The 15942-nt window shown below is 74.2% G+C and carries 18 protein-coding genes; 13 read left to right on the top strand and 5 right to left on the bottom strand.

What is annotated here, in order from left to right; translation table 11 throughout:
* Positions 1–38: 38 nt before the first annotated feature.
* The 4 genes from AA0005_RS03525 to disA are packed head-to-tail and all read left to right on the top strand — an operon-like array spanning position 39 to position 4262.
* The gene (locus tag AA0005_RS03525; RefSeq protein ID WP_413452048.1) at positions 39–707 is read left to right on the top strand and encodes a potassium channel family protein; all 669 of its coding nucleotides are present in this window, start codon (positions 39–41) and stop codon (positions 705–707) included.
* A 60-nt stretch (positions 708–767) separates the two neighbouring features.
* Positions 768–1661, top strand: a complete 894-nt coding sequence (locus AA0005_RS03520) for an aldose-1-epimerase (RefSeq protein WP_413452047.1) — start codon at positions 768–770, stop codon at positions 1659–1661.
* 45 nt (positions 1662–1706) lie between these two features.
* Positions 1707–3140, top strand: a complete 1434-nt coding sequence (radA, locus tag AA0005_RS03515) for a DNA repair protein RadA (RefSeq protein ID WP_413452046.1) — start codon at positions 1707–1709, stop codon at positions 3138–3140.
* Between the two features lie 48 nt (positions 3141–3188).
* A complete protein-coding gene (disA, locus tag AA0005_RS03510; protein ID WP_413452045.1) occupies positions 3189–4262 on the top strand; it encodes a DNA integrity scanning diadenylate cyclase DisA in 1074 nt (357 codons plus the stop codon).
* A gap of 7 nt (positions 4263–4269) precedes the next feature.
* Here disA and AA0005_RS03505 read toward each other — a convergent pair whose 3' ends face one another.
* Positions 4270–4857 (bottom strand): hypothetical protein, encoded by a 588-nt coding sequence (locus tag AA0005_RS03505; protein ID WP_413452044.1) that lies wholly within the window; start codon positions 4855–4857, stop codon positions 4270–4272.
* A 70-nt stretch (positions 4858–4927) separates the two neighbouring features.
* On the opposite strand from AA0005_RS03505, the gene AA0005_RS03500 reads away from it, so the two are divergent.
* Complete coding sequence (locus AA0005_RS03500) at positions 4928–5818, top strand: A/G-specific adenine glycosylase (RefSeq protein ID WP_413452043.1); 891 nt, start codon at positions 4928–4930, stop codon at positions 5816–5818.
* Between the two features lies 1 nt (position 5819).
* On the opposite strand, the gene AA0005_RS03495 is transcribed toward AA0005_RS03500, so the two are convergent.
* A complete protein-coding gene (locus tag AA0005_RS03495; protein WP_413452042.1) occupies positions 5820–6308 on the bottom strand; it encodes a hypothetical protein in 489 nt (162 codons plus the stop codon).
* An 83-nt stretch (positions 6309–6391) separates the two neighbouring features.
* On the opposite strand from AA0005_RS03495, the gene AA0005_RS03490 reads away from it, so the two are divergent.
* Positions 6392–6838, top strand: a complete 447-nt coding sequence (locus AA0005_RS03490; protein WP_413452041.1) for a hypothetical protein — start codon at positions 6392–6394, stop codon at positions 6836–6838.
* Here AA0005_RS03490 and AA0005_RS03485 read toward each other — a convergent pair.
* Positions 6835–7386: an amino-acid N-acetyltransferase gene (locus AA0005_RS03485; protein ID WP_413452040.1), complete on the bottom strand. Its 552-nt coding sequence runs from the start codon at positions 7384–7386 to the stop codon at positions 6835–6837. The two genes, AA0005_RS03490 and AA0005_RS03485, sit on opposite strands and share 4 nt — an antisense overlap.
* Before the next feature lie 113 nt (positions 7387–7499).
* Between AA0005_RS03485 and AA0005_RS03480 the strand changes: the two genes are divergently transcribed.
* Positions 7500–7919: a Fur family transcriptional regulator gene (locus AA0005_RS03480; protein WP_413452039.1), complete on the top strand. Its 420-nt coding sequence runs from the start codon at positions 7500–7502 to the stop codon at positions 7917–7919.
* Positions 7920–7969: 50 nt separating this feature from the next.
* The gene (locus AA0005_RS03475) at positions 7970–9487 is read left to right on the top strand and encodes a catalase (RefSeq protein WP_413452038.1); all 1518 of its coding nucleotides are present in this window, start codon (positions 7970–7972) and stop codon (positions 9485–9487) included.
* A 60-nt stretch (positions 9488–9547) separates the two neighbouring features.
* Here the strand turns inward: AA0005_RS03475 and AA0005_RS03470 are convergent, their stop codons facing one another.
* Complete coding sequence (locus AA0005_RS03470) at positions 9548–9922, bottom strand: ankyrin repeat domain-containing protein (RefSeq protein WP_413452037.1); 375 nt, start codon at positions 9920–9922, stop codon at positions 9548–9550.
* A gap of 78 nt (positions 9923–10000) precedes the next feature.
* On the opposite strand from AA0005_RS03470, the gene AA0005_RS03465 reads away from it, so the two are divergent.
* Positions 10001–10354 carry a DUF4440 domain-containing protein gene (locus AA0005_RS03465; RefSeq protein WP_413452036.1) on the top strand — a complete coding sequence of 118 codons (354 nt, stop codon included), beginning with the start codon at positions 10001–10003 and terminating at the stop codon, positions 10352–10354.
* Here AA0005_RS03465 and AA0005_RS03460 read toward each other — a convergent pair.
* The gene (locus AA0005_RS03460) at positions 10351–11502 is read right to left on the bottom strand and encodes an acyl-CoA dehydrogenase family protein (protein WP_413452035.1); all 1152 of its coding nucleotides are present in this window, start codon (positions 11500–11502) and stop codon (positions 10351–10353) included. The genes AA0005_RS03465 and AA0005_RS03460 overlap by 4 nt on opposite strands.
* Before the next feature lie 56 nt (positions 11503–11558).
* Here AA0005_RS03460 and AA0005_RS03455 point away from each other — a divergent pair, with 56 nt between their 5' ends.
* The 4 genes from AA0005_RS03455 to AA0005_RS03440 all read left to right on the top strand — a co-directional run bounded on the left by AA0005_RS03455 (position 11559) and on the right by AA0005_RS03440 (position 15940).
* A complete protein-coding gene (locus AA0005_RS03455; RefSeq protein ID WP_413452034.1) occupies positions 11559–13208 on the top strand; it encodes a VWA domain-containing protein in 1650 nt (549 codons plus the stop codon).
* Between the two features lie 22 nt (positions 13209–13230).
* Complete coding sequence (locus AA0005_RS03450; RefSeq protein WP_413452033.1) at positions 13231–13959, top strand: alpha/beta fold hydrolase; 729 nt, start codon at positions 13231–13233, stop codon at positions 13957–13959.
* Positions 13960–14016: 57 nt separating this feature from the next.
* Positions 14017–15030 carry a YihY/virulence factor BrkB family protein gene (locus AA0005_RS03445; protein WP_413452032.1) on the top strand — a complete coding sequence of 338 codons (1014 nt, stop codon included), beginning with the start codon at positions 14017–14019 and terminating at the stop codon, positions 15028–15030.
* A gap of 85 nt (positions 15031–15115) precedes the next feature.
* Positions 15116–15940 carry a DUF4349 domain-containing protein gene (locus AA0005_RS03440; protein WP_413452031.1) on the top strand — a complete coding sequence of 275 codons (825 nt, stop codon included), beginning with the start codon at positions 15116–15118 and terminating at the stop codon, positions 15938–15940.
* Positions 15941–15942: the final 2 nt, after the last annotated feature.

Genomic DNA, 15942 nt, shown 5'->3' with positions numbered 1-15942 from the left:
CCGGCACACTGAGGACCGAGAAGAAAAGGACGGTGGACATGGCGCAGCGCAACCTGCCCCCCGCGAGCGCGGTGCTCGTCATCGGGCTCGGCCGCTTCGGCGCGGCCCTCGCCGCGACCCTCGAGGACATCGGGCGCGAGGTCCTGGCCGTCGAGAAGGACGAGCACCTCGTCTCCCAGTGGTCCGGCCGGCTGCCGGTGGTCGAGGCCGACGCGACGAACCCCGACGCCCTCGAGCAGCTGGGGGCGCAGGACTTCTCGGTCGTCGTCGTCGGGGTCGGCACCTCGCTGGAGGCGAGCGTCCTCATCACCGCCAACCTCGTCGACATGGAGGTGCCGCAGATCTGGGCCAAGGCGACCTCCGGGGAGCACGGGCGCATCCTGCGGCGCATCGGCGCCCACCACGTCGTCTACCCCGAGCACGACGCCGGGCAGCGGGTGGCGCACATGGTCTCGGGCCGCATGCTCGACTACATCGAGATGGAGGACGGCTTCACGATCGTCAAGATGCGCCCGCCGCGCGAGACGCAGGGCTTCACGATCGGGCAGTCCCAGATCCGCGCCCGCTACGGCGTCACCGTCCTCGGGGTGAAGTCGCCCGGCGAGGCCTTCGAGTACGCGACCGAGGAGACCCGGATCAATCCCGGCGACACGATCATCGTCTCGGGCGACTCGTCCCTCCTCGAGACCTTCGCCGCCCGGCCCTGAGGGCCCGCCTAGGATGCATGTGAGCGCTCACGCCCCGGTGGCGCCAGGAAGGACGACGACGTGACCACCCCCGGAGGAGAAGTCCTCACCCTCGTTGCCGGTGACTACCGTGCGACCGTCGTCAGCGTGGGCGCCGGCCTGGCCGGGCTCACCTGGCGCGGCCGGCACGTCGTCGTCGGGCACGACCCCGCCGAACTGCCCGTGGGGTACCTGGGCAAGACGCTCGTGCCGTGGCCCAACCGGATCACCGGCGGGCGCTACGACTTCGCCGGCGAGACCCACGAGGTGCCGGTCAACGAGCACGAGACCGGCGCCGCCCTCCACGGGCTGCTGTGCTGGGTGGCCTGGGACGTCGCCGCCGCCACCGCGGACGAGGTCACCCTGACCGCCGAGCTCCCGCCCCGCTACGGCTACCCCTTCTGGCTGCGCTCAAGCGTCACCTACCGGCTCGACGCCGCGACCGGCCTCACGGTGAGCATCACGTCGACCAACCTCGGTGACACCCCCGCGCCCTACGGCTCCTCCACCCACCCCTACCTCACCTGCGACCTCGCGCCGGTGGACGAGTGCACGCTCAGCGCGCCCGGCGCGCGGGTCCTCGAGGTCGACGAGCGGCTGGCGCCGGTGGGCCTGCGCGAGGTGTCCGGCGACCTCGACCTGCGCGAGCCGCGCCCGCTGGGCGGGCGCCGCATCGACCACGCCTACACCGGCCTGCCCGAGGGCGGCTGGACCGTGACCCTCGAGCACCCGGGCACGCCGTTCGTCGCCCGCATGCACGCGGACGCGCCGTGGGTGCAGGTGTACTCCGGGGAGAAGGTCGACCGCCGCGGCGTGGCCGTGGAGCCGATGACCTGCCCGCCCGACGCCTTCAACTCCGGCACCGACCTCGTCGTGCTGGAGCCGGGCCAGGAGCACACGCTGACGCTGAGCATCGACGCGCTCCCCACCGCCTGAGCCGGCCCGGGCCGCCGTGTCGGTGGCCCGGGCTACCGTCACCCCATGGCATCGACCAAGACCCAGCGCCCCGCCTACCGGTGCACCGAGTGCGGCTGGAGCACGGCCAAGTGGGTAGGCCGCTGCGGGGAGTGCCAGGCCTGGGGCACCGTGAGCGAGGCGGGCGCGCCCGCCGGCAGCCGCGCTCCCTCCCCCGCCCGGCCGGCCCTCGCCGCCCAGCCCATCGGCGAGGTCGACGTCGACACCGCCCGCGCCCGCCCCACCGGCGTCGGTGAGCTCGACCGCGTCCTCGGCGGCGGGATCGTGCCCGGCGCCGTCGTCCTCCTCGCCGGCGAGCCCGGCGCGGGCAAGTCCACGCTCCTGCTCGACGTCGCGGCCCGGGCGGCCGAGCACGGCACCGGCTCGGTGCTCTACGTGACGGGCGAGGAGTCGGCCAGCCAGGTGCGCCTGCGCGCCGAGCGCATCGGGGCGATGGCCGAGCGCCTCCTCCTCACCGCCGAGAACGACCTCGCCACCGTCCTCGGGCACATCGAGGCCGCCGATCCCTCGCTCGTCGTCGTCGACTCCGTCCAGACCATCTCCTCGGCCGAGGTGGACGGCGCCGCCGGCGGGGTGAGCCAGGTCCGGGAGGTCGCCGCGGCCCTCATCGGCGCGGCCAAGCGGCGCCACGTGCCGGTCATCCTCGTCGGCCACGTGACCAAGGACGGCTCGCTCGCCGGGCCGCGCGTGCTCGAGCACCTCGTCGACGTCGTCTGCCAGTTCGACGGCGACCGCCACTCACGCCTGCGCCTGCTGCGCGCCACGAAGAACCGCTACGGGCCCACCGACGAGGTCGGCTGCTTCGAGCTGACCGACTCCGGCATCAGCGGGCTGCCCGACCCGTCGGGCCTGTTCCTCTCCGAGTCGCGCACCACGGCGGTGCCCGGCACCTGCGCCTCGGTCAGCCTCGAGGGCCGCCGGCCCATGCCCACCGAGATCCAGGCGCTCGTGGCCGCCAGCTCGCTGAGCAACCCGCGCCGCACCACCTCCGGGCTGGACGGCTCCCGCACCTCGATGACCCTCGCCGTCCTCCAGGCGCGCGTCGGTCTGGACCTGTCCGGGCGGGACGTCTACGTCTCCACCGTCGGCGGGGCACGCGCGGTGGAGCCGGCGGTGGACCTCGCCGTCGCCCTCGCCATCACCTCCGCGGCCGCGGACCGGGCCCTCCTCGGCGGAGTCGTCGCGATCGGGGAGGTCGGGCTCACCGGTGACGTCCGCGCCACGGTCGGTGTCCAGCGCCGCCTGAGCGAGGCCGCCCGGCTCGGCTTCACCATCGCGCTCGTCCCCCGCCACGGGGCCGACCAGCTCAAGCCGGTCCCCGGCGTCTCGGTGCTGCCGGTCGCCAACATCCACGAGGCGCTCCTCGCCGCCCTTCCCGAGGCACCGCCACCGATGCGGGCGCCGGAAGGTTCTGGGCCGCACGTGCGCGCCGTAAGATGACCCCCGGGGCGTGCGAGCGGCGCTCCGCACACGACCCGAGGAGAGCCCGTGCCTGAGCAGGCCGACACGCTGCTGCGCGCCACCCTGCAGGCCGTCGCACCGGGCACCGAGCTGCGGGACGGCCTCGAGCGGATCCTGCGCGGCCGCACCGGGGCGCTCATCGTCCTCGGCTACGACGACCTCGTCGAGACGATCTGCTCCGGCGGCTTCGACCTCGACGTCGAGTTCTCCGCCACCCGGCTGCGCGAGCTGGCGAAGATGGACGGCGCCGTCGTCGTCGACTACGCCCGCCAGCGGATCCGCCGGGCCAACGTCCAGCTCATGCCCGACACCAGCGTCGAGACCAGCGAGTCCGGCATGCGCCACCGCACCGCGGAGCGCGTGGCCAAGCAGACCGGCTACCCGGTCATCACCGTGAGCCAGTCGATGCGGATCGTCGCGCTCTACGTCGACGGCGTGCGGCACGTCGTCGAGGACTCCAGCGCAATCCTCTCCCGCGCCCACCAGGCCCTGGCCACCCTCGAGCGCTACAAGATGCGGCTCGACGAGGTGTCCGGCACGCTCGCCGCCCTCGAGATCGAGGACCTCGTCACCGTCCGTGACGTCACGACCGTCGTCCAGCGCCTCGAGATGGTCTCGCGGATCTCCGCCGAGATCGACGGCTACGTCATCGAGCTCGGCGCCGACGGGCGGCTGCTGTCCCTCCAGCTCGACGAGCTCATCGGCGGGCTCGCCCCGGACCGCGAGTTCATCATCCGCGACTACAGCGCCCGGGCCGCCGACAACGTCACCGGTGTGCTCACGCGGCTGGCCGCGCTCTCCTCCGCCGAGCTCATCGAGATGTCGGCGATCGCCCGCGCGCTCGGCATCGGCGGCCCGGACGGCCAGTCCCTCGACGACCCCCTGAGCCCGCGCGGCTACCGGATGCTCTCGCGCATCCCCCGCCTGCCCTCCGCGGTGGTCAGCGCGCTCGTCGAGCACCTGGGGCCGCTGCAGAAGCTGCTCGCCGCGAGCACCGAGGACCTCCAGCAGGTGGACGGCGTCGGTCCGCAGCGTGCCCGCTCGGTGCGGGAGGGCCTGTCCCGCCTGGCGGAGTCCTCGATCCTCGAGCGCTACGTCTGAGCCCTGCTCAGCCCAGGGTGAAGGCCTCCGTGCCCAGCGGGTCGCCCGCCAGCTCGAGGGCCAGGCGGTAGGTGCCAGGCCCGGCCTGCGGCTGACCTCCGGGGCAGCCCTCCGCCGAGCGGTGCCCGTCCCAGGTGACCGTGACGGGGGTCGTGCCGCCGGCGTCGAGGAGCAGCTTGTTCGTCGCGTCGCCTGCGCAGTGCGCCGAGCTCCACACGGCGTCGTTGCCCGAGGTGACCGAGGCGACGAGCGTGCCCGGCCCGGCGTCGAGCAGGCACGGGGCGTCACCGGTGTTGCGCACCGTGACCTCCGCGCCCACCTCGGCGGCGGTGGGCTCGATGGCGAAGTCCGCCTCGACGTCCGCCCCCTCGCACGCCGCCACCTCGCCGGGTGACGGCTCCGGCGCGCCGGTGCTCTCCTCGGTGGGGTCCGCCGTGGCGGCGGGGGTCGCGTCCCGGCTGCCGAGCAGGGCGGTGACGCCCCACACGACACCGGCCACGACGAGGAGCAGGAGCAGCAGCGCGACGAGGCGCCGGCGCCGGTAGACGGCGGCCGAGGGCCGCGCCGGTCGCCGTGCGGGTCCTGAGGTGCTCACGGCTCCGACGGTAGACACCCACGCCGCCACCGTCCCGGAAGGCTCGCCGGGACGGGGCACACTGGTGGCGATGCCCGACCTCCACGCCCCGGTGGCCGCCTGGTTCGCCGCCCACTCCCGCGACCTCCCGTGGCGCCGTCCCGGCACGACGCCGTGGGGCGTCCTCGTCAGCGAGGTCATGTCCCAGCAGACGCCCGTCGCGCGGGTGGCCCCGGCGTGGGAGCAGTGGATGGCACGCTGGCCCACGCCCGCGGACCTGGCCGCGGCCGCCCCGGCGGACGTGCTGCGCGCCTGGCAGCGGCTCGGCTACCCGCGCCGGGCGCTGCGGCTGCGCGAGTGCGCCGCGGAGATCGTCGCGCGCTTCGGCGGCGTGGTGCCCGCGACGGAGGAGGAGCTGCTCGCCCTGCCGGCCGTCGGGGCCTACACGGCCGCCGCCGTCGTCAGCTTCGCCCACCGCGGGCGGGCGCTGGTCCTGGACACGAACGTGCGCCGCGTGCTCGGCCGGGTCGTGGCCGGCCGGGCGCTGCCACCGCCCGGCCTCACCGCCGGCGAGCGGGCCGGTGCCGCGGAGCTGCTGCCGGCGGACCCGGCCGCCTCGGTGCGCTGGAACGAGGGCGTCATGGAGCTCGGCGCCCTGGTCTGCACCGCCCGGTCCCCGCGCTGCGGCGCCTGCCCGCTGGCGGAGCACTGCCGCTGGCGCCGGGCCGGCTGCCCGCCGGACGAGCTCGCCGGCCGGCGCCGCACCCAGGCGTGGCACGGCACGGACCGCCAGGCGCGCGGGCGGCTCATGGCGCGCCTGCGTGAGCTGCCCGACGGCGCCACGCTCGGCACCAAGGAGCTGCTCGCCCCGCTGCGCGAAGGTGCCGCGGACCCCGCCCAGGCGGCGCGGGCCCTGGCCTCCCTGCACACCGACGGCCTCGTCGCCGAGCCCTCCCCGGGCCGGTGGGCGCTGCCCGGCTGAGCTAGCCGGCCTCGTACCCGGCGTCCGCGCACATCTCCTCGAGCAGGCCCTGCGCCTCGGCGGACTCGGTGACGTCGATCGTGCTGAGGTCCGGGAAGGGCGCCTCCTCCCCCTCGGGGACCTCCTGCTCCCCCGCCTCGTTGACCGCGGTGACCGCGGCGGTGAACGGGGCGACGACCTGGGCGATGACCGGCACCATCTCGACGTGCGCGTCCTCCGAGAGCTCCCGCAGCCGCTGCTCGAGGGCGTTGATCTCCGTGTACGTCTCGGTGTCGACGACCTCGCCGGACCCGAGGGCCGAGCGGGCGGCCTCGGCGCGCTCGGCCAGCGGTGTCCCGGTGCCCTCGTAGAAGGCCTCGCACGTGGCGAGCTGCTCGCTGTCACGCTCCTCCGCGTTCGTCGGGCGCTCGAGCGACTCCTCGTCGTTGGTGCTGCAGGCAGCGGCGACGGTGAGGAGCAGGACCGCGGAGAGGGCGGCTCGGCGTCTCATGCTCCCGAGGTTACGAGCGTGACCGACGGCCCGCGCGCGGGAGCGGTGGCGGTGGCGGCGGGACGGCCGCGTAGGGTGCCGGTGTGGAGAGCCTCTCGGTCCCGCCGGACGTCCGGCTGGCACGCACCATCCGCGCGCTGCGCGACGCCGTCGTCGGCTGCGGTGCCGCCTGCCTCGGTCTGGCCGTCGTCGCCGCGGCGATCCTCGCGCTCAGCGGCTCCGAGCCGGCTCTCTCCGGGCCGACCCTCACCATCCTCGGCGGCGGCCAGCTGCTCGCGCTCGTCGGGGCGTCCGTCGCCGCTCTCGGGCTGCGCGGCGCCCTCACCGGCGCGGAGCTCGCGGCCGTCGTCGGAGCGGTGCGGGACCGGCTGCGGTGGGTCGTGCGCGCGGTGCTCGTGTGGAGCGTCGGGGCCGCGCTCGGCTGGTCCCTGGCCGAGCCGGGCCGGACCGTGCTGTTCCTCGCACTGGGGGCGGTGACGGCCCAGCTCGCCGTCGTCGTCCTTGTCCTGCGGCGGCGCCTGCCGCGCTAGAGCTCGAGCAGCATGCGCGAGTTGCCCAGGGTGTTGGGCTTGACCCGCGCGAGGTCGAGGAACTCGGCGATGCCGTCGTCGTGGGAGCGCAGCATCTGGGCGTAGACGTCGGTGCCCACGGGGGTGCCCTCGATGACCTCGAAGCCCATCCGGCGGAAGAACTCGACCTCGAAGGTGAGGCAGAACACCCGCTTGAGGCCGAGCACCCGGGCGCGCTCGATGAGGGCGGTGAGGACGTGCCAGCCGACCCCCCGCCGCTGGTGGTCGAGGTCGACGGCGAGGGTACGGACCTCGGCGATGTCGTCCCACATGACGTGGAGCGCGCCGCAGCCCACGACCTGCCACTGGCCGTCCTCGTCGGGGAGCTCGGCGACGAGGAACTCCTGGATCGCCTCGAAGTAGCTGATGAGCTCCTTGGCGATGAGGATGCGCTTCTCCGCGTAGGGCGCGACGAGCTCGAAGATGCGGCGCGCGTCGGAGGGCAGCGCCGGCCGGACGATGACCGACGGCTTCTCGGTCCCCTCGGGGTAGGCGCCGCTCGTACTCACCGCCCGATGATGGCACGCCGCTGGGCGCCGCTGTGCCGAGCGCCACACCCCGGACGCCGTCCTGACAGGTGCCAATACTTGAGTCATTCCAGTCTCGGGACTAGGGTGGGGCCATGCCCACCGACCACGCCGAGCTGCTGCGCGCAGCCGACCTCCGGGTCACCGCTCCGCGCCTCGCGGTCCTCGCCGAGGTCGAGGCGCACCCCCACGCGACGGCGGAGGAGATCCGGCGCCGCGTCAAGGAGCGTCTCGGGACTGTGTCCACCCAGGCGGTCTACGACGTCCTGCACGCCCTGACGGACGTGCGGCTCCTGCGGAGGATCGAGCCGGACGGGTCCCCCGGCCGCTTCGAGCTCTTCCGCGAGGACAACCACCACCACGTGGTGTGCCGCACGTGCGGCGACATCGGCGACGTGCCCTGCGCCGTCGGGCACGCCCCCTGCCTGACGGCGAGCGACGACCACGGCTTCTCGATCGATGCGGCCGAGGTCATCTACTGGGGCACCTGCCCCGCCTGCCGCGCCCAGTCCTGACGACCCACACCTCGGCACGCCGTGCCGATGCACGCACACAAGGAGAATGAATGTCCGCGGACAACAACCTGCCGCTCACCACCGCCGCCGGCGCTCCCATCTGGGACAACGACAACGCCGTGACCGCCGGCCCGCGTGGTCCGATGCTGCTCCAGGACGTGTGGTTCCTCGAGAAGCTCGCCCACTTCGACCGCGAGGTCATCCCCGAGCGCCGCATGCACGCCAAGGGCTCCGGCGCCTGGGGCACCTTCACCGTCACGCAGGACATCACCAAGTACAGCAAGGCAGCGCTGTTCTCCGAGGTCGGCAAGCAGTCCGAGATGTTCGCCCGCTTCTCCACGGTCGCCGGTGAGCGCGGCGCCGCCGACGCCGAGCGCGACATCCGCGGCTTCTCCCTGCGCTTCTTCACCGAGGAGGGCAACTGGGACATGGTCGGGAACAACACCCCGGTGTTCTTCCTGCGCGACCCGCACCACTTCCCCGACCTCAACCGCGCCGTCAAGCGCAACCCGCGCACCAACATGCGCGACGCCGAGATCAACTGGGACTTCTGGACGAACCTGCCCGAGGCCCTCCACCAGGTCACCATCGTCATGTCCGACCGCGGCATCCCCGACGGCTACCGCCACATGCACGGCTTCGGCTCACACACCTACTCCTTCATCAACGCGCAGAACGAGCGCTTCTGGGTGAAGTTCCACTTCCGCACCCAGCAGGGCATCAAGAACCTCACCGACGCCGAGGCCGCCAAGGTCGTGGCCGAGGACCGCGAGTCCGCCCAGCGCGACCTCTACGAGGCCATCGAGCGCGGCGACTACCCGAAGTGGACCTTCTACATCCAGGTCATGCCGGAGGCGGACGCGGCGAACTACCGCTTCCACCCCTTCGACCTCACCAAGGTCTGGTCGAAGAAGGACTACCCGCTCATCGAGGTCGGCGAGTTCGAGCTCAACCGCAACCCGGAGAACTACTTCCAGGACGTCGAGCAGGCCGCCTTCACGCCGGCGAACATCGTCCCCGGCATCGGCTACTCCCCCGACCGCATGCTCCAGGGCCGCCTGTTCTCCTACGGTGACGCCGCCCGCTACCGCCTGGGCGTCAACCACCACCAGATCCCGGTGAACTCCCCCCGCGCGGCGCGGTTCGTCAACACCTACCACCGCGACGGCCAGGGCCGGGTGGACGGCAACGGCGGCAGCATGCCGAGCTACACGCCGAACAGCTACGGGCGCCTCCAGAACGCCCCGGCCTACCGCGAGCCCAGCCAGGCCGTGGGCGCCGTCGCCGACCGGTTCGACTACCGCGAGGACGACAACAACTACTACGAGCAGCCCGGCGACCTCTTCCGGCTCATGACGCCCGAGGAGCAGCAGCGCCTCTTCGCCAACACGGCGCGGGCGATCAACGGCGCGTCCGACGCGACCGTCGAGCGGCACATCCAGAACTGCACCCTGGCCGACCCGGCCTACGGTGAGGGGGTGCGCCGCGCCATCGAGGCCCTCAAGGCGGGCACGCTCGACTCGCTCGACGCGAACCCGAACAACGAGCCGGCGACCGTCCAGGCCTGACCTAGGCGCCGACACGGCAGGGCCCGGGCGACCACACGGTCGCCCGGGCCCTTCGGCGTCTCAGCCCAGGAGGTGGCCGCGGCCGAACATCTCGGCGGTGACGCGGGCGCTGGGGGTACCGGAGTCGAGGTCCGCCCCCGCCTCGCGGAGCACGGCGACGACGGCGTCCTCGCCCTTGAACAGGGCGCCGGCGATCGGGGACTGGTCGCGGGCGTTGCGCAGGTCGACGTCCGCCCCGCGCCCGACGAGCGCGCGGACGGTGTCCGCCCGGCCGTGGTAGGCGGCCAGCATGAGCATGGTGTTGCCCTCGGCGTCCTGCGTGTCGACCGGCAGGCCGTGGTCGACGAGCTCGAGCACCTCGGCGGTGCTGCCCTCGCGGGCGAGCTCCATGGCCATCGCGACGATCTTCGCGGTCTGCTCGTCGGAGAGTTCCATACCGGCCACTCTAGGCCGGTGCCCTGACGTCGGCCGCCCGGGCGCGGTAGCGTGCTCGCGACGGAAAGGGGGACGACCGTGAGCACTCCCGAGGAGCTCGAGCGCCTGGGCTGGCAGGCGCTGTCCACCGGGCCGGACCAGGCCCTCGACTTCTACGACCAGGTCCTCGACGACGACGTCCGGATGATCTTCCCCGGCGGGCTGCGGCTCGCCGGGCGCCGGCAGGTGCTGGCCTCGATGGCGGGCCCGCCGTGGGACGCGCACGAGCTCGCCGACCTCGACGTCCTCCAGCCGGGCGCGGACGTCGCCGTCGTCAGCTACGGCGTCGAGGCAAGCCGCGCCGGCACGCCGTACTCGGCGCTCGTGGCCAGCGTGTACGTCCGACGGGCGGGCGGGTGGCGGCTGGTCAGCCACCAGCACACCCCGCGCTAGTCCGGGACGGGCCCGAGCAGCACCCCCGCCCACGCCCGGTGGACGGACTCGTCGTCGCTGGGGTGGAAGATGCCGGCGAGGACGTCGCGGTAGAGCCGGGAGAGCTCGCTACGGGTGAAGTAGGAGGAGCCACCGGAGACGCGCACGGCCTTCTCGACGACGTCCTTGGCGGTCTCCGTCGCGCGGGCCTTGACGGCCGACAGCTGCGGCAGCCACAGCCGGCCGCGGTCCACCTGCTCGTCGACGTCGCGCGCGATCTGGGCGATCTGCGGGTAGACGGCGTCGAGCGCGATGGCGGCGTCGGCCAGTCGCCAGCGGATGTCGGGGTCGTGGGCGTACGGGGCGCCGCCGGCGGCCATCGAGCGGCGCTTGTGCACGGTCTCGACCGCGACGTCGAGCGCCCGCTGGGCGATCCCGGTGTAGACGCTCGCGAGGAGGATCTCGAAGGCGGCGAAGATGCCGAAGATGAAGGGGTCCATGGTGGGGCCCGGCTCGATCCGCCGCACGATGCGCTCGGCCGGGGCGTGTGCGCCGGACAGGACGGTGGTGCAGGACTGCGAGGCCCGCATCCCCATCGCGTCCCAGTCGTCGCGGACCTCCACGCCCCCGCCGTCACGGGTGACGAAGCCCCACACGTTGCGGTCCTCGCCACCGGTGCGGTCGGTGCCAAAGGTGCCGAGGCGGGTCCATGCGGGCGAGAGGGAGGTGAAGATCTTCGTGCCGTGGAAGGAGTAGCCGCCCTCGCCGTCGGGCACGGCGTCGCTCGCCGAGCCGAACAGCACGAGGTCGTTGCCGGCCTCGGAGACCCCGAAGGCAAAGATCTCCCCGGCGGCCGCCTCCTCGAGGACGAAGTCGCACGAGTGGTCGCCGCGGGCCCGGACGATCCGGGCCACCGCGACCCACACGTGGTGCATGTTGACCGCGAGCGCCGTCGCCGGGGAGGCGCCGGCCAGCCGCATCTGCTGGCGCGTCATCTCCTCGAGGCTGAGGCCGGCGCCACCCAGGTCGGTGGGGACCATCGCGGTGAGGTAGCCGGCCTCGACGAGCTCGGCGAGGTCCTCGGTGAAGAAGGCGTTCTCCCGGTCGTAGCGGGCGGCCCGCTCGCGGATCCGCTCGAGGAGGGCGTCGGGCAGCAGCTCGGTGGTCATGACCCGAGCCTAGGGGCCTCTTCCGGTGCGGGCGCCGAGGGGCTACGTTCGGCGGCATGGCCGACGACGCGACGGTGCGGGGCAGGTACGCGCCCGTCCTGGGCGTGCTCGTGGTCGTCGTCGTGCTCGCCCTGCTCGGGTGGGCGGCGCTCAGCGACGACGGCGCCGCTCCCGACGACGCGGTCGAGGCGGCCACCGAGGGCTGTGCCCAGGAGGTGACCGTGCCGGTCACGACCACCCCGGAGTTCGCCCCGGTCGTCGTCGCGGCCGCCGACCGGGTCGAGGAGGAGCTGCCCTGCACCCTGTACACGGTGGCGACGAGCTCCTCGGCGCAGACGGCCGCCCAGCTGCGCGGGGGCACGGTGCCGGCCCGGGTGTGGATCCCCGACTCCCCCCTGTGGGTGGACCGGGTCAACGCCGACCCTGCCGCCCCGGCCCTCACCGCCGGACGCACCCTTGCCACGACGCCGGTTGTCATCGGTGTCCCTGCCACCCTGGCGCAGTCGGCCGGCGAGGCACCCCCGTGGCAGGAGATCCTCTCCGGGCCGCTCTCCGTGCGGGTCGGTGACCCGACGGAGTCGACGGCGAGCCTGCTCCTCCTCCACTCGGCCCGGCAGGCGCTGGGCGGTACGCCGGAGGGCGAGCAGCTGCTCGGCGCCGTCATGATCCAGCTGTCCCGGCTGAGTGCGAGCGAGGAGGAGCTCGTCGCCCACGCGGGCCAGGACGTCGAGGGAGCCACCGCCGTCGTCGCCACCGAGCAGCGGGTGGCCAGCCAGCGCGCCACGAACGCGGCGACCCCTCTCGAGGTCGTCGTGCCGGCCGAGGGGACGGGCGCCCTGAGCTGGACCTGGGTGCCGCTGCCCGGACAGGACCGCGGCGTGGGCATGCGCCGCGCCCTGGAGGCGCTCGAGGAGTCGCTCACCGGCGAGGCCGCGGCGGCGGACCTGGAGGCGGCCGGCTTCCGCGACGCGGAGGGGGGCCTGGTGCCCGGCGTCCCCGGCACCGCCCGGGCCGGGACCCTGCCACCGCCGTCGGCCGCCGAGACCGAGGCCGTGCTGACGACGTGGCGCACCGTCGCCGTCGACATGCGCATGCTCGCCGTCATCGACGTCTCCGGCTCGATGCTCGAGCCGGTGGGCCAGCAGACCCGCATCGCTCTCGCCGGCGCCTCCGCGCAGACGGCGATGAACGTCTTCCCGCCGACCTCCCACGTGGGCCTGTGGGTGTTCTCGACCGACCACGCCGGGGGCACGGACTGGACCGAGCTCGCCCCGATCACCCGGCTCGACGCCGAGGTCGGCGCCGGCACCCACCGCGACGTCCTGCTGGCGGCCGCCGCGAGCCTGCCCCAGCACACCCGCCCCGACGCCGACACCGGCCTCTACGACACCGTGCTCGCCGCCTACCAGCAGGTGCAGGAGAGCTACGAGCCCGGGTACGTCAACTCCGTCGTCCTGCTCACCGACGGCGTCAACGAGGACGACGACGGCATCTCGCTCGACGAGCTGCTCGCCCGGCTCCAGGCGAGCATCGACCCGAGCCGGCCCGTCCCGGTCATCACCGTCGGCATGGGGCCGGGCGCCGACGAGGAGGTGCTGCGGCTCATCTCGGCGCAGACGGGCGGGCGCAGCTACCTCGCCCGCGACCCCGCCGACATCGCCACCGTGTTCGTCGACGCCCTCACCCACCGCCCGCGCGTGGGCTGAGCGGTGCCCTACGCTGTGCGCCATGTCGGCGCTGACGGTGTGGGGCGAGGGCGGGCGCGTCGTGCTCGTCCACGGCTCCCTGGCCACCGGGCCGGAGGAGTGGCTGGAGCAGCGGCCGCTCGCCGACGAGGGCTTCGAGCTCGTCGTCCCCACCCGGCGCGCCTACGCCACCCCGGGCGCCGGTGAGGACTTCCTCCGCGACGGTGAGGACGTCGCCGAGCTGCTCGGCGACGGCGCGCACCTCGTGGGCCACTCCTCCGGCGGGCTCGCCGCGCTCGTGGCCAGCCGGCTGCGGCCCGGTGCCGTCCGTTCCCTCGTGCTGGCCGAGCCGCCGCTCTTCGCCGTCGCCGCCGACCACCCCGCCGTGGCTCGCATGGTGGCGGCGCTCAAGGGGCTGCTCGGGAGCGACGTGGACGACCGCACCTTCCTCGAGCGCTTCCTCACGGCCGTCGGCACGCCGGTGACCGACCTGCCGCCCGAGCTGCTCGTCCGGCTCGAGGAGCTGACGCCCGCACTCCGGAACGGACGCCACCCCTGGCAGGGTGAGGTGCCCGTCGCGCACCTCGCGGGGGCCCCGTTCCCCACGGTCGCCGTCTCGGGCCGGCACGACGAGGCCTTCCACGCCGTGTGCCTCGCCCTGGCCCGCGACCACGGCGCGCGGCTGCGCGTGGTCGAGGGCTCCGGGCACGAGGTACAGCTCGCCGGGGAGCCCTTCAACGCCGTCCTGCGCGAGCTGTGGCGGGGGGAGTGAGCGTCCCGGCGCGCAGCGCGACCGCCCGCGTGCTTCGGTAGGCGCAGGGGGAGGCGGATGAGCACTCGGCAGCAGGACCCACCGCGCACGGGGCGGCGCCCCTCGCGGCGCTTCATGATGGGCAAGGCGCTGCGCGACTTCCTCGCCGACGAGTGCCTGGACCGCTCGGCGGCCCTCACCCTCTTCTCCGTGCTCGCCATCCCGCCGCTCGTCATCATGCTCACCTCGGTGCTGGCACTGGTGGGGCAAGGACCGGCGAGCACCGACACGATGCTCGAGATCGTCGGGCAGCTCGCCCCCGACGAGGAGGCCCTCGAGGTCATCAGCCGGCCGGTGCGCAGCGTCCTCGAGCACCCGGCCGCCGGCTGGACCCTCGCCCTCGGTGTCGGGTCCTCGCTGTGGATCGCCGCGGGCTACGTCGGCTCCTTCGGGCGGGCGATGAACCGGATCTACGGGGTGGAGGAGGGCCGCCCGGCACTGCGGCTGCTCGGCTGGCACCTGCTCACGACCCTCGTCCTCGTCGTCTTCGCCACGCTCGTCACGCTCTTCGCCGTCGTCTCCGGGCCCGTCGCCCGCGCCGTCGGCGAGACGCTGGACCTCGAGGCGTCCGTGACGGTGTGGGAGCTGGCGCGCTGGCCGGTCGTCCTGCTCGCCGGGCTCGTCGTCATCTCCCTGCTCTACTACACGACGCCGAACGTCCGGTACCAGCGCTTCCACCTCGTCTCCCCCGGCTCGGTCCTGGCCCTGGGCATCGCGCTCGTCGCCTCCTTCGGCTCCCAGCTCTACCTCCGCCTCGCCGGGTACTTCGAGACGACCTACGGCGCGACCCTCGCGGGCATCGTCGTCCTCGTCCTGTGGCTCTGGCTCATCAACATCTCCCTGCTCCTCGGCGCCGAGCTCGACCGCGAGCTGGCCCGCGCCCGCCAGCTGGTGAGCGGCGTGGAGGCCGACCGCGCGATCCAGGTGGACGTCCGGGACAGGCGCGCCAGCCACCGGGCCGCGGCCCGCCGCAGCGCCGACGAGGCGCGCGCCCGCAGCCTGCGCGAGTCGTGGTCGGACGGGCGGGAGTAGGCCCCACGTCACGCCCCGGTCCCGGTCCGGTCACGGTTCGGCCACACCGCTCCCGCCCGGTGCAGGGAGTGGTTACCGTCCGGGCATGAGACTCCTGCGGACAGCGGTGTTCGGTCTGGTGGTCCTGCTCGCCCTCGTCGCGTGCTCCGGCGGCGGCGCCGACGACGCCGGCGGTGCCGAGAGCCAGGCCGGTGACGCCGGCCCGGCCGTCGCCGAGGACGTCGCCGAGGAGGCGGGCCCGCGGGAGGTCGTGACGAGCGGGTCGCTCACGCTCGTCGCCGCCGACCCGCTGGCCGCGATGGACGAGGTCGTCGCGCTCGTCGAGGGCATGGGCGGGCATGTCGAGGAGCGTGCCGAGCACGCGGCCACCGACGAGGCCGAGGCCTCGGGCTGGCTCACCGTGCGGGTCCCCGCCGCCGAGTTCACCGCCACGCTCGAGGCCCTCGAGGGCGTCGGGGAGACCCGGGACGTGTCGATCAGCTCCCAGGACGTCACCCGTGAGGGCCGTGACCTCGACGCCCGCATCGCCGCCCTGGAGACCTCGACCGAGCGGCTGCTCGGCCTCATGGCCGAGGCCGACTCCAGCTCGTCCCTGCTCGCCGCGGAGGACGCGCTGAGCGAGCGGCAGGCCGAGCTCGAGACGCTGCAGGCGGAGCGGGCCCACCTCTCCGAGCAGGTGGCCATGTCCTCGCTCCACGTCACCGTCGGGGCCGACGCCCCCGTCCAGCTCGCCACCGGGGGCTTCGTCGGCGGGCTGCAGGACGGCTGGGGAGCGCTCGTCGGCTTCGCCGGCGGGCTGCTCGTCGTCCTCGGGGCGGTGCTGCCGTGGGTGCTCGCGCTGGGGCTGCCGCTCACCGTCGTCGTCGTGGCGCTGCGCCGTCGCCGGCGACGGGAGCCGGCGACGGCCTGAGC

Source organism: Georgenia phoenicis (assembly GCF_047302425.1).
In the GTDB taxonomy this organism is placed as follows: domain Bacteria; phylum Actinomycetota; class Actinomycetes; order Actinomycetales; family Actinomycetaceae; genus Oceanitalea.
This window is presented reverse-complemented; position numbering and strand designations above follow the sequence as displayed.

Bases quoted from the DNA above. Each gene is read 5' to 3' on its own strand.
- AA0005_RS03460 (WP_413452035.1), bottom strand. From the start codon at position 11,502: ATGACCACCGAGCTGCTGCCCGACGCCCTCCTCGAGCGGATCCGCGAG.
- AA0005_RS03440 (WP_413452031.1), top strand. From the start codon at position 15,116: ATGAGACTCCTGCGGACAGCGGTGTTCGGTCTGGTGGTCCTGCTCGCC.
- AA0005_RS03475 (WP_413452038.1), top strand. From the start codon at position 7,970: ATGTCCGCGGACAACAACCTGCCGCTCACCACCGCCGCCGGCGCTCCC.
- AA0005_RS03470 (WP_413452037.1), bottom strand. From the start codon at position 9,922: ATGGAACTCTCCGACGAGCAGACCGCGAAGATCGTCGCGATGGCCATG.
- AA0005_RS03525 (WP_413452048.1), top strand. From the start codon at position 39: ATGGCGCAGCGCAACCTGCCCCCCGCGAGCGCGGTGCTCGTCATCGGG.
- AA0005_RS03445 (WP_413452032.1), top strand. From the start codon at position 14,017: ATGAGCACTCGGCAGCAGGACCCACCGCGCACGGGGCGGCGCCCCTCG.
- AA0005_RS03500 (WP_413452043.1), top strand. From the start codon at position 4,928: ATGCCCGACCTCCACGCCCCGGTGGCCGCCTGGTTCGCCGCCCACTCC.
- radA (WP_413452046.1), top strand. From the start codon at position 1,707: ATGGCATCGACCAAGACCCAGCGCCCCGCCTACCGGTGCACCGAGTGC.
- AA0005_RS03450 (WP_413452033.1), top strand. From the start codon at position 13,231: ATGTCGGCGCTGACGGTGTGGGGCGAGGGCGGGCGCGTCGTGCTCGTC.
- AA0005_RS03455 (WP_413452034.1), top strand. From the start codon at position 11,559: ATGGCCGACGACGCGACGGTGCGGGGCAGGTACGCGCCCGTCCTGGGC.
- AA0005_RS03480 (WP_413452039.1), top strand. From the start codon at position 7,500: ATGCCCACCGACCACGCCGAGCTGCTGCGCGCAGCCGACCTCCGGGTC.
- AA0005_RS03495 (WP_413452042.1), bottom strand. From the start codon at position 6,308: ATGAGACGCCGAGCCGCCCTCTCCGCGGTCCTGCTCCTCACCGTCGCC.